This is a genomic window from Moritella sp. (genome assembly GCF_033791185.1).
In the GTDB taxonomy this organism is placed as follows: domain Bacteria; phylum Pseudomonadota; class Gammaproteobacteria; order Enterobacterales; family Moritellaceae; genus Moritella.
In genome coordinates this window covers 1-12,826 of sequence record NZ_JASJHF010000192.1, presented here as the reverse complement: position 1 = coordinate 12,826, position 12,826 = coordinate 1, and the positions used below count along the sequence as shown (strand labels likewise).

General features: G+C 42.8%; 14 protein-coding genes. 4 read left to right on the top strand and 10 right to left on the bottom strand.

Annotated features, from left to right (window positions below):
* The 5 genes from QNK26_RS11665 to QNK26_RS11645 all read right to left on the bottom strand — a co-directional run.
* Window positions 1–304, bottom strand: a 304-nt coding sequence (locus tag QNK26_RS11665) for a TetR/AcrR family transcriptional regulator (RefSeq protein WP_319223121.1), incomplete at its 3' end; no start/stop codon positions are given.
* A gap of 349 nt (window positions 305–653) precedes the next feature.
* Window positions 654–1,727, bottom strand: coding sequence for an alanine racemase (gene alr / locus QNK26_RS11660; protein ID WP_319223120.1), 1,074 nt, complete (start codon window positions 1,725–1,727; stop codon window positions 654–656).
* A 9-nt stretch (window positions 1,728–1,736) separates the two neighbouring features.
* On the bottom strand, window positions 1,737–3,164 hold the full coding sequence (gene dnaB / locus QNK26_RS11655; protein ID WP_319223119.1) for a replicative DNA helicase: 1,428 nt from the start codon (window positions 3,162–3,164) through the stop codon (window positions 1,737–1,739).
* Between the two features lie 175 nt (window positions 3,165–3,339).
* Window positions 3,340–3,654 (bottom strand): cytochrome c, encoded by a 315-nt coding sequence (locus tag QNK26_RS11650; protein ID WP_319223124.1) that lies wholly within the window; start codon window positions 3,652–3,654, stop codon window positions 3,340–3,342.
* Between the two features lie 118 nt (window positions 3,655–3,772).
* The gene (locus QNK26_RS11645; RefSeq protein ID WP_319223118.1) at window positions 3,773–4,801 is read right to left on the bottom strand and encodes an AraC family transcriptional regulator; all 1,029 of its coding nucleotides are present in this window, start codon (window positions 4,799–4,801) and stop codon (window positions 3,773–3,775) included.
* Window positions 4,802–4,972: 171 nt separating this feature from the next.
* Between QNK26_RS11645 and QNK26_RS11640 the strand changes: the two genes are divergently transcribed.
* From QNK26_RS11640 to QNK26_RS11630, 3 genes are read left to right on the top strand one after another with little or no spacing between them, the layout of a single operon-like run.
* Window positions 4,973–6,649, top strand: a complete 1,677-nt coding sequence (locus tag QNK26_RS11640; RefSeq protein ID WP_319223117.1) for an FAD-binding oxidoreductase — start codon at window positions 4,973–4,975, stop codon at window positions 6,647–6,649.
* Between the two features lie 9 nt (window positions 6,650–6,658).
* On the top strand, window positions 6,659–8,299 hold the full coding sequence (locus tag QNK26_RS11635) for a glycerol-3-phosphate dehydrogenase/oxidase (RefSeq protein ID WP_319223115.1): 1,641 nt from the start codon (window positions 6,659–6,661) through the stop codon (window positions 8,297–8,299).
* 22 nt (window positions 8,300–8,321) lie between these two features.
* A complete protein-coding gene (locus QNK26_RS11630; RefSeq protein ID WP_319223113.1) occupies window positions 8,322–9,911 on the top strand; it encodes an FGGY-family carbohydrate kinase in 1,590 nt (529 codons plus the stop codon).
* 115 nt (window positions 9,912–10,026) lie between these two features.
* On the opposite strand, the gene rplI is transcribed toward QNK26_RS11630, so the two are convergent.
* The 4 genes from rplI to QNK26_RS11610 form a co-directional block, all read right to left on the bottom strand.
* On the bottom strand, window positions 10,027–10,479 hold the full coding sequence (gene rplI, locus QNK26_RS11625) for a 50S ribosomal protein L9 (protein ID WP_319223112.1): 453 nt from the start codon (window positions 10,477–10,479) through the stop codon (window positions 10,027–10,029).
* A 48-nt stretch (window positions 10,480–10,527) separates the two neighbouring features.
* On the bottom strand, window positions 10,528–10,755 hold the full coding sequence (gene rpsR / locus QNK26_RS11620; protein WP_006030173.1) for a 30S ribosomal protein S18: 228 nt from the start codon (window positions 10,753–10,755) through the stop codon (window positions 10,528–10,530).
* Window positions 10,756–10,837: 82 nt separating this feature from the next.
* A complete protein-coding gene (gene rpsF, locus QNK26_RS11615) occupies window positions 10,838–11,206 on the bottom strand; it encodes a 30S ribosomal protein S6 (RefSeq protein WP_319223111.1) in 369 nt (122 codons plus the stop codon).
* A 161-nt stretch (window positions 11,207–11,367) separates the two neighbouring features.
* Entirely contained in the window at window positions 11,368–11,823 is a 456-nt protein-coding gene (locus QNK26_RS11610; protein ID WP_319223109.1) for a GNAT family N-acetyltransferase, read from the bottom strand.
* Window positions 11,824–12,012: 189 nt separating this feature from the next.
* Between QNK26_RS11610 and QNK26_RS11605 the strand changes: the two genes are divergently transcribed.
* A complete protein-coding gene (locus tag QNK26_RS11605) occupies window positions 12,013–12,579 on the top strand; it encodes an RDD family protein (RefSeq protein WP_319223108.1) in 567 nt (188 codons plus the stop codon).
* A 139-nt stretch (window positions 12,580–12,718) separates the two neighbouring features.
* Here QNK26_RS11605 and QNK26_RS11600 read toward each other — a convergent pair.
* Window positions 12,719–12,826 (bottom strand): TrmH family RNA methyltransferase (locus QNK26_RS11600; protein ID WP_319223122.1); only part of this gene is annotated, 108 nt, incomplete at its 5' end.

The window sequence follows — 12,826 nt, the reverse complement described above, 5'->3', positions numbered from 1 at the left end:
ATGTTTCGATAATCAGTTCAATACGCTCTTCGAGCGGTAAATCACTTTGCACCGCTGAAAAACGTAATTGTAACGCTTGCAGATGACGCTCTGCTAATGCACGAATAATTGATGCTTTATTTGGAAAATAACGGTATAGCGATGTTCTGGTTAAGCCCGATGCTTTGGCTATATCAGAAGGGGTAGCATTAGCAATACCAATCTCATCAAACAAAGCTGCCGCAGAATCAATAATTTGCTTTACTCTTTCAAGGCTCCTTTCCTGTCTAGGAAGGTTTCTTTGCGTCGTGTTATTTTCTGTCATATGCCCTCATACTGTTGTACAAATTAAATTATATAAAGTGAGATAAATAAGCTTAATCAAAACCATTAGATACATCTATCTATGTTGTATTAATTACTGAGTATCAAATAAATAATACAACAATTTGCTATTATCGGCCCAATTCAAGCCTTAAAACAAATAAATAGAGTTTAAACTCTAGGTTATCATAGCGTAATTAATTCACAAATTGCAGATAAACCATCCATAAATTCATGCGTAAATTACGTTAACATTTATGAATAGACATCACTTTTAATATAATGAATTGATATAACTTAACTTTCTCAGGTATATAAAATAAAACAAGGGTATTACAGCTAGCTATATTTTATAAATATTTAAGCGTAACTCGTTGTGTAAGCTTAGTTACCAACTCATAAGCAATGGTTCCGATGTGATCTGCAACCAATTCTGCTGGTAAGCCTGCCCCCCACATGATCACTTTATCACCCACTTTATCTTGGCACTGCGCACCTAAGTCGACGGTTAACATATCCATAGATACACGGCCTACAATCGGCACGATACGACCATTAATTAATACAGGCGTGCCTTCAGGGGCCATGCGTGGATAGCCATCACCATAACCCACAGCAACAACACCGAGCCGGGTATCTTCAGGCGCACTCCAAATACCACCGTAGCCAGTTGTTTCACCTTGCTTGATATCATGTACCGCAATCAAATCAGTGGTTAATGTCATCACCGGTTTCAAGTTATGGTCTATTGCTGTCGCGCCGATCATCGGTGATACACCATATAGCATAATGCCAGGGCGGATCCACTCTCTGCGCGCACTTGGCCAAGCCAATACCCCAGCTGAATTGGCAATAGAATGCTCACCCATTTCATCCGCAGCCAATTCATCAAATAAATCAATTTGGCGCTGAGTAATACTTCGATCGACTTCGTCAGCACAACTAAAATGGGTCATTAACCGTGCTGGTTGCACCACATTGGTATTGTTCTTTAAGCGTTCTATCGCACGCTTACAGTTATCCGGGCGGATGCCCAAACGATGCATGCCTGTATCCATCTTCAACCACACATGAATTGGTGCATCTAAATCTGCTTCTTCGAGTTCCGCAAGCTGTTGCTCAATATGCACGGACGTTTGGATATTATTCGCCACTAAGATCGGTAATTCATCTGTCGAAAAAAAACCTTCAAGCAACAAGATCGGTTTTACAATGCCACCACTGCGCAGTGTTAATGCTTCTTCAACCCGTGCCACTGCAAATGCATCAACAGCTTTAAGCGCTCTGGCGACAGCGAGTAGACCATGACCATAAGCGTTGGCTTTCACAACCGCCATTATTTTACTGTTTGGGGCAATGTTTTTTATCTGTTTAACGTTATGCTGCAATGACTGCAAACATATTTCAGCCGTTGCTGAACGCATAGCTATTCCTTAATAATCATCATCATAAGCAGGACCAGTAAAGTTATCAAAGCGTGAGAATTGACCATTAAAGGTCAGTCTGACTTTACCAATCGGGCCGTTACGTTGTTTACCGATAATGATTTCGGCGGTGCCTTTATCAGGCGAATCATCGTTATAAACTTCATCGCGATAAATAAACATAATTAAATCGGCATCCTGCTCAATAGAGCCTGATTCACGAAGATCCGAGTTAACCGGGCGCTTATCAGCACGTTGTTCCAACGAGCGATTAAGCTGTGATAAGGCAATAACAGGACATTTAAGTTCCTTAGCAAGCGATTTCAATGAACGCGAAATTTCGGCAATTTCTAAGGTTCTGTTCTCGCTTAATGCTGGCACCCGCATTAATTGCAGGTAATCAATCATGATCATGCTGATACCACCATGATCACGGGCAATACGACGAGAGCGCGAACGTACTTCAGTCGGGGTCAAACCTGAGCTATCATCGATGTACATTTTACCCTGTTCAAGCATGCTCTTCATGGTTGCCGATAGGCGCGCCCAATCATCATCATCTAATTGGCCGGTACGTACTTTGGTCTGATTAATTTTACCCAGTGATGCCAGCATACGCATCATGATCTGTTCTGCAGGCATCTCTAGTGAGAAAATAACCGCTGGTTTATCTTCGTTTAATGCCGCGTGTTCACACAAGTTCATCGCGAAAGTCGTCTTGCCCATCGACGGTCTGGCAGCAACAATAATCAAATCTGAGGGTTGGAAACCGGTAGTCATACCATCAAGGTCGTTATAACCCGAGGCCACACCAGTAACACCGTCATGGGGGGTTTGATAGAGCTCTTCGATTTTATCCACGGTTTCTTGCAGTACGCTTTCGAGGTTTTTCGGGCCTTGACCTTCTGTCTGTCTTGATTCTGCAATTTGGAATACTTTACTTTCAGCTAAATCAAGTAGGTCTGTACTTTTACGCCCTTGTGGATCATAACCTGATTCACTGATATCGCTAGCAACCGCAATAAGCTCACGTACTACCGCACGCTCACGCACAATATTGGCATAAGCGGTAATGTTGGACGCACTTGGGGTATTTTTAACAATATCACCCAGATAAGCAAAACCACCCGCGTCATCGAGTAATTCTTCGTTATCTAACCATTCGGAAACGGTAATAATGTCCAGTGGGATATGTTGGTCCACCAGTTTTGCCATTGCTTCGAAGATAAGTTGATGTGGGCGACTATAAAAATCTTGTGCCACAATAAATTCGGTAACACGATCCCAAGCTTCATTATCAATGAATAAGCCACCTAAAACCGATTGCTCAGCCTCAAACGAGTGCGGCGGCACTTTAAGCGCATCAACAGCACTGTCTTTTCTATTTTTATCTTTTGAAAACTGATTTTGAAACTGGTTTTGACGTTTTTCGGCCATGCTAGTGCTCACGAAATTTAGTGTGATTCGCCATTATCCTAAAAATAACTCTGCAGGGGAAATGAAATCACCAATGAAGTGATAAATATTTATATGGAGGAAGTGTTTGATGATTTATTGGTTAATAAAAAAGCCTCATCATGAGGCTGATTAACTTAGTAATGCGCACTCAATATTATTTTAAGCTTGAGAAGTATGCCGCTAGGTTGTCAATGTCAGCATCAGATAGCGCCATTGCTTGACCAGACATCACAGGTGCCATGCCACCTGTACGTTGACCAGCCTTGTATGCTTTTAATGCATTAACTAAATACATTTCTTTTTGACCCGCTAAATTGGGGTACATAGGGATAGCTGAAATACCAGCTGCACCATGACAAGCTGCACATACACCCGCTTTCGCTTTACCAGCAGCAGCATCACCCGCCGCCATAGATAAAGACGGTACTAAACATGTTAACGCAACGATCATTGTTGTAATTTTTTTCATCATATACTCACTAATTGCATCCTGCTGTTAAGCAGTATAGGGTTCAACTTTATTATTTGTGGCAAATTTTAATCCTCATACTCGAAAAATGAAAGGGCTTGTATGATAAATCATTTGTTTAGCCTGATTTATGTGAACTCGATTCTCTGTAAAGACTGGGAGTCTGCCCCGTCCAACGCTTGAAACTTCGAAAAAAAGAACGGGTTTCACTAAACCCTAGCTGCATGGCAATATCATCCACAGCCAATTGTGTTTCAGTTAAATATTGCTGAGCCAATGATAAACGCGCTTCGTCGAGTAATTTTTGATAGCAGGTTTGCTCCTGCTGTAGCTTTCGCTGCAACGTCCGCTCACTCATATTGAGCTGCCCAGCCACCATATCTTTACGGCTGATCCCTTTGGCTAATAAGATGCGGATAATATCTTTAACTTGAATACTAAAGCTATGCGCTTCACCCAGTGCTGAAACTTGCCCTGCAGCATGTAATTCAAGGGTTTGTAATAAGCTATGATCCGGCTGCCTTAATTGTATATTCAGATATTTACGCGGTAAAATAAGGCTGTTGCTTGGTTGAGAAAAGAGCACCGGACACGCAAAAATTTGCTGATAATAGTGGATGAGTTCAGACGCAGGTTCTGCACGTTGTAAGTGTACTTCTAGTGGACCTAATTCTTGCCCTGATAGCCAACGGGCATAAGCCAGCCAAGAAGCAAAAACGTTATCCACCATTTGTTCTCGCACCTCGGCAAACGTATAAGCACAATGCCAGTTTATTACTAATTGCTGCGGTAGGTAATTAATAGACGTCACCCCCATATCACCCACCAGTTTTTCATAAGGCTGAATACGTTCCAGGGCTTGCTCAAGTGTCGCACATGTCATCGTTATATACCCCAGCACACTGTAAGAGCCGGTTTCAACAAAGGCGCCACTTTTTAAACCGAATAAAGGATCATCAGTGGTAATAATCAGGTTGGTTAAAAATGCCTGTAATTGCTCACCACTAATACGCTCACTTTCTTGAGTCAACATCGTGGCCGATATATCACTACTCAGCAATAACGCCGAGACATCGATATCCAATGTTTCAACATAGCGTAAATACTGTTTTACCACTGGCACTGACACTGAGCCTAACCCCACCATAACTGAATCATCCTTATTCAATACGTATTATTGAGTATAACCAGCTTTACCTTAAGGTATTGTGAGTTAGTCCTAATTTGATACTGATGTTGGCTCAATACGACAATGCTATCAGAAGAGCTTTACACTTAAACTGATGTTATACCGAAATATGACAGAGGAAGTGAGATTATGAAACGTTGGAATGGTTGGGGCGATGAAGCCAATAAATTAGATTTGCCAAGCAGTGCAGATGCATTCTTACTCGCGAAAGCCGGAGCCACAACACCGCTCGAAGATGCCCCACTTGCAGAGGTCATTAAGCAAGTTCCCGAATCGAGATTACCTCACCACCCGTTATTTAACTGCGATCCTGAAGTGCGAATTCGCCATGCTCGGGGCCAAAGCCTACCCGATTGGTTAGCCATGCGCAGTGGTGATTTTGAGTATTTCCCTGATGGTGTGGCTTACCCTCAGAACAATGCAGAAATCGAAGACATCTTAGCATTTTGCCTCCAAGAAAATATTATCGTTATTCCTTACGGTGGCGGCACAAGCGTGGCGGGACATATTAACCCATTTGCATCAGAGCAAGCCATTCTAACGCTAGATATGAGTCGAATGAATCGCCTTATTTCCCTCGATACCGAAAGCCAGGTAGCCACATTTGGTGCTGGTACACCAGGCCCACAAGTGGAAGCACAACTAAGAGCACAGGGTTATACACTCGGTCACTTCCCACAATCATTTGAATTATCAACAATTGGTGGTTGGGTTGTGACACGCTCAAGCGGTCAGCAATCACTTCGCTACGGGCGTATTGAAAACATGTTCGCCGGCGGTGAGGTAATCACTCCCATCGGACGTTTATCGATACCAACTTGCCCTGCATCAGCGGCAGGCCCCGATATAAAAGCCATCCTAGCTGGTTCTGAAGGCCGTATGGGTATTCTATCTGAAGTCAAAGTTAACGTGCGTAAAGTGGCAGCACAAGAAAACTTCTACGTTTGCTTTTTCCCAAGTTGGCATCAGGCAAAAAGTGCAGCGAAAACACTGGTGCAATCCGATGTACCACTGTCGATGCTGCGCTTAAGTAATGCCATCGAAACCGAAACCCAACTTGCACTTGCAGGCCACGAAAAAGAAATTGGCTTATTAGAAAAGGGCTTATCATTTTTTGGCTGTAAAGCAGGCAAGTGTATGATGACATTTGGCCTGACAGGGACTAAATACCAATGCAGCACTTCGCTTAAACAATTTAAACAGATCACACGGGCGTTTAAAGGCGTATATACGGGATCATACATGGGTAATAAGTGGGCTGAAAAACGCTTTACTATGCCTTACTTCCGTGAAGCATTATGGCAAAAAGGCTATGTGGTGGATACGCTTGAAACCGCAACAGACTGGAACAATGTCGATAACTTGCTCGCTAAAATCGAAACCAACCTCCGTACTGTGCTGGCCGAAAATAGCGACAATAGCTTAGATAAGATCCATGTATTTACGCATTTATCTCACTTCTATCAGCAAGGTTCGAGCATTTATACCTCTTATGTATTCAAAGCGGGTGATAGCTATAAAGAAACAATTGCACAGTGGGAAGTACTCAAAAAGACCACATCAAAAATAATTGTTGAAAATGGCGGTACCATCAGTCACCAACACGGTGTAGGGAAAGATCATCAACCGTACCTAGAAACTGAAAAAGGGACATTAACGATCAAAGCGATCCAAGCATTATGCGATACCTTTGATCCGCAACAGATCTTAAATCCAGGTTGCTTGCTCAGCCAGAAAGCAAGCCCATTGAGCGCTCTGTCTGCAGACAGCAAAAGTGATGATAATGGTCAACAGCAAGCAGGTTAGGTGAATATTATGAGTAACATTTTAGCAAATATGAATAGAGCTGAGCAGCTCGCTACGCTACAACAAACCAGTCAGCCATGGGATATGATCATTGTCGGTGGTGGTATCACGGGGGCAGGCGTATTATTAACCGCATCACAAGCAGGGCTCAACGTTTTACTTATTGAACAAGATGACTTTGCTTGGGGTGCATCGAGTAAATCATCAAAGATGGTTCATGGTGGTTTACGCTATTTAGGTAGCGGTCAATACGGTCTGACAAAAGACGCAGTGACGGAGCGACAGAAGTTGCTTAATGAATTACCCGGCTTAGTCGACCCGCTGCAATTTTTAATGGGCCATTACCGCTTTGGCTTTCCCGGCCCGATAGTGTTCAATACCCTACTCACTATTTATGACTGGATCGGTGGTAAGCGAAATCACAGTTATATTAATAACGCCGTGGGAGATTTTTATGCCCCGGGTCTGAATCTGAATAAATTACGCGGCGCGACTCAGTTTGCTGACGCCGTTACTGACGATGCCAGATTGGTGATGCGTATACTGCAAGAAGCACAAGAGCTTGGTGGTTGTGCAATCAACTATGTCAAAGCTAAATCCGTGATTCAGTCCGGTGAACAAGTCACAGGTCTAGCGGTATGTGACTCCACAACCGGACAAGCATTTGACTTGACAGCCAAAGTCGTTGTTAATGCAACAGGCCCTTGGACGGATGAATTGCGTAAACAGCTTAATGCCAAAAAATCCATCAGGCCATTACGTGGCAGTCATTTGATCGTACCAAGTTGGCGCCTGCCCCTCGCTTACTCTGTCAGTTATTTTCACCCTGATGACAAGCGGCCAATATTTGCTTTCCCATGGGAAAATAGCACTGTGATTGGTACCACAGATTTAGATCACAACAGCAGCCTTGATCAACAGCCTACAATTAGCCAGACGGAAGTTGATTACTTACTGAAGGGGATCAACCTACAATTCCCGCAAGCAGACATCTGCGAAGATGATGTTATTTCAACGTTTGCCGGCATTCGCCCAGTTGTTAGTAGCTCGGATAATATTAACAATACCAAACCTTCCGATGAAAAACGTGAACACTCCATTTGGAATGAAAATGGTTTAGTCAGCGTGGCAGGCGGAAAGTTAACAACCTTCAGGTTGATCGCGCTTGATGTACTCGAGGCAGCAAAAAATTATTTGCCCAATCTAGATATTAGCAAGCATCGTAAAATGGATTTATTTAGACCAGTCACAGAGCAATCGATAAACCTAACTGTCGAACCACACCAACTACAGCGTTTAAAAAGTCACTACGGTCAAAATTATAGTGCGGTCATCAATAACGCAGACAGTGCTGAGTTAAATACCATTGCTTCAACCAATACGACATTAGCTGAAATCAAGTGGATTTTAGCCAATGAAATGGTCGTGCATCTGGATGATTTATTGCTGCGTCGGAGTCGACTTGGCTTATTGATCCCTGATGGTGGCAGCGAGTTATTTGCCAAATTAAAACCGCTTTGTCAGCAAAGTTTAAACTGGGATGACAAGCAGTGGCAACAAGAGGTTGAACGTTATAATGACATGATATTACGTCATTATAGTTTACCTAAAATTGCATCCGCGCAAACCAAACACGCACACATTAGCTAGCATAGTCGGAGGGAATCAGCACATGGATAGTCGTACTCCAACACCATCACAACATCGCTACTTGCTTAGTATCGATAATGGCACACAAAGCGTGCGAGCCTTATTATTCGATATCCAAGGCAACCTGCTTGCCAAGGGACAGCAAGTTATCACGCCTTACTTTTCCAAAAATCCAGGTTGGGCAGAGCAAGAGCCTGACTATTACTGGCTTGCGGTAAAGCAAGCCTGTACGCAACTTTGGCAAGATATTGATGCAAAACCTGAAATTGACAAATCCCATATCGTCGGGATGACTGTCACCACACAACGTGGCACGGTCGTCAACTTGAACAAGGCTGGTAAAGCACTTCGTCCCGCAATGGTTTGGTTAGATCAACGACATGCTGCTGAAGAACCCGTGCAATGGCCATGGAATTGGCTATTTAAAATAGCCCGAGTCGAGGATATTATTCAGCGCTTTCAAGAAAAATCACAAGCGATCTGGATCCGTCAAAACCAACCAGAAATTTGGGCAGAAACAGACAAATATTTGCTTTTATCTGGATTTCTCAATTATAAATTCACCGATAAGTATATCGATTCGGTAGGTAGCCAAGTGGGATATATCCCTTTTGACTACAAAAAACTAACTTGGCATAAAGAATCAGATTGGCGTTGGAGTATGCTCGGGATCAAACCTAAAATGTTACCTGAACTGATCCAACCAGGCGAACTGATTGGCCATATCACCGAGCAAGCCGCAGCCTATACCGGCCTTCCTGCTGGTTTACCGGTTATCGCATCGGGGGCCGATAAAGCCTGTGAAATAATTGGCTCTGGGGGGAATAAGCCAAATATTGCTTGTTTAAGTTTTGGCACAACCGCAACCATCAATATTACCACGGCTAAATATGTAGAAGCGACGCCGCATCTTCCGCCATTTCCGTCAGCTATACCGCACCACTATTCTTCTGAGGTCATGATTTATCGTGGTTTTTGGTTGATCAGTTGGTTCAAAAAAGAGTTTGGTTTACGTGAGCAACATATTGCTGACGCCGAAGGTATTGCACCTGAAGTCTTATTTGACCGCTTAGTTGCCGAAATACCGCCTGGCTCAATGGGACTGATGCTGCAGCCCTATTGGACACCCGGTGCACGTGACCCTGGTCCTGAAGCAAAAGGTAGTATCATTGGTTTTGGTGATGTACATACTCGGACTCATATCTATCGCGCGATTTTAGAAGGACTTGCCTATGCATTACGTGAAGGTAAAGAACGAATAAGTAAGCGTAACAAAGTCACCATTGACACTTTGAGAGTATCAGGTGGCGGCTCACAAAGTGATATCGCCATGCAATTAACGGCTAATATTTTTAATATGCCGGCAGAGCAACCACATACCTATGAAACATCAGGGCTAGGTGCTGCGATTGTTACCGCTGTTGGCTTAGGTATTTATGCTAATTTTGATGACGCTATCGCGGCGATGACAAGGGTGAATAAGATATACCAACCGCAACCTGACGTAGTGAAGATCTACGAAGCACTTTATAGCGATGTGTATTTGAACATGTATAAACAGTTACAGCCTTTATACAAATCTATTCGTAAGATCACTGGCTATCCAAAATAGTGGTATGACCCGCTTATGGAGTAACCTCTGAGATAGCTCTAAATAATAGCTATAAAAAAAGCCATGGCATAGGCCATGGCTTTATTCTGAAATTAATTTAAAGTTAAACTTTAAATTAAGCTTCAGCTACAACTTGTAGATTTACAGTTGCGAATACTTCGCTGTGTACTTGGATGCTGATTTCGAAATCACCAAGAGTACGTAAAGCGCCTTCAGGAAGACGAACTTCACTTTTAGCAACTTCAACACCAGCAGCAACGATCGCATCAGCGATGTCACGAGTACCGATAGAACCGAAAATCTTACCTTCGTCACCAGCTTTAGTTGCAATTACAACAGCTTCTAGAGCGTTGATTGTTGCAGCTTTAGCTTCAGCAGTTGCTTTAACAGCAGCTACAGATGCTTCTAGTTCAGCACGACGTGCTTCAAAAGATTCAACGTTAGATTTAGTTGCTAGAACAGCTTTACCTTTCGGTAAAAGGAAGTTACGAGCATAACCAGCTTTAACGTTAACAGTCTCGCCTAAGTTACCTAACTTAGCGATCTTGTCTAATAAAATTACTTGCATTACCTTTCCTCAAAAATATAGAGTTAGTCTTGACGACCAAACAATAGCTTACTTATGTAAGTCAGTGTATGGAAGTAGAGACAAGTAACGTGCGCGTTTAATCGCACGACCAAGTTGACGTTGGTACTTAGCACGTGTGCCAGTAATACGACTTGGTACAATTTTACCGCTTTCAGTTACGTAGTTTTTTAACGTAGCGATATCTTTATAATCAATCTCCGTAACACCTTCAGAAGTGAAACGACAGAATTTACGACGACGGAAAAAACGTGCCATAATTAAAATCTCCTAAAATCTTCTCAAATAATTGGATAACTAAATGTTATCCAACAAACAAATACCTATAGCTAAAACGCTATTATTCAGCAGCTGGTGCTTCAGTAGCAGCAGGCGCTTCACGGCGTTCTTCTTTAGCTTTAGCCATTGGAGAAGCTTCAGTAACTACACCTTTAGTACGTAGGATCATGTTGCGGATCACTGCGTCGTTAAAGCGGAAGTTATTTTCTAGCTCATCAATAACATCTTGGCCAGCTTCAATGTTCATAAGAACATAGTGAGCTTTATGAAGTTTGTTGATTGGGTATGCTAATTGGCGACGACCCCAGTCTTCTAGACGGTGGATAGTACCATTTGCTTCAGTAACAACTGCGCTGTAACGCTCAATCATGCCTGTAACTTGTTCACTCTGATCTGGGTGAACCATAAATACGATTTCGTAATGACGCATCGTAAGCTCCTCACGGGTTTAATCAGCCTCGGCTCTGGCTTAGTCGGTCCATCGAGGCAAGGAACGTATAGAAAAATGACTAATTTTGAGACCGCGAATTATATAGTGTCATTGCCGACAATACAACCAAGACTGACAGATAATCGTAAATATCTACAAAACTAACTCACACTGTAACGCATACCAACGTGAGGGATCCCATCTTCCAAATATTCAGCCGTCACAGTAACGAATTCATAACGCTGATAATAGTGCTGTAGATGCGCTTGTGCGGAAAGGTATAAGTCCTGCGCAGGCCATACCGATTTTGCAGCATCAACACCTCGTTCTAATAACTGATGGCCGAGCCCCTGTCCACGTGCTGACGCCGCAGTAACCACACGGCCAATCGCTACGTCAGGATAACTCACGCCTGCCGCTAAGATACGTAGATAAGCCACTAACTCACCGTGGTCATTATAATGCAGTAAGTGACGCGTTTCAGGGTCAACGTCCAAACCATCAAGATCTTGATAAGGACAATCTTGTTCGACCACAAAAATAGCAGCGCGTAATTGCAACACATCATAAAGCTGCAAACTCGACAACTCACTAAACTGACAGCACATCCAAGTCATAACTCATTCCATATACTAAAATTAAACATCATCGAACATAATAGCAATAATCTTTACCCTGTGAATCAAAACTTGGATTGAATAAACTTGGGTTGAATAAATAAGTGCGAGTAGATCTTGATTGTTACGCTAAGGATTGATTATCATCTAGGTCTAAATCCAGTTAACTAACTCATTTATAGAAGTCATATGCAACCAGAACCTTCATCATCTCGTCAATATGTGGAACTTGCTACGTTAGCACAACGTTTTCAAGCCGCAATATTAGATAAAATCGTTTTTCCAACGATTATGTTAGTCCCGTTTATTCTCGGTTTTGATTTACTCAATCTAGGCGCTGGTGTCGATGAAAACTTCACGATCTCATTTGCTACCCAAGTCAAAGTGTCGTTACTTGAAATCCTGCTATTTATGGCATTAAACAGCTACCTACTAAAAGAATACGGCCAGACCTTAGGTAAACGTATTATCGGGATAGCCGTGGTTGGTGAAAATGGCCAACGCTTAAGCTTGCAAGACATCATCCTCAAACGCTACCTGCCATTTTGGGTTGCTGCTTACCTGCCATTTTTTGGCTTTATCATTACCATCAGTAATTTCTTGGCTATCTTTAGAGGTGATAAACGCCGCTGTCTACATGATGACTTAGCCAAAACATTAGTGGTGAAAATGCCAAGAGGCCGACGTATCGCCAGTAGCGAAACCCATGTCGATAGCGAAGGTAAGAGCCAAGCATCTGATGTGATGGACGCTTAGTCGCAGAGTCAGTGGTTGTTGGTTAGCGTCACCACCAACAACCGTAGAATAAACACCAGTTAATAAAAAAGCGTCCATCGGACGCTTTTTTTATGCACACTAATTATGCTTTCAATTAATGTTAAACAATAATCTGCAGTTACTTAGCCTGACGTTGACGAACAACTTCAAACAAACAAACACCAGCTGCTACTGATACGTTCAAGCTTGAAATACTGCCAGCCATTGGGATGCTAACTAGCTCATC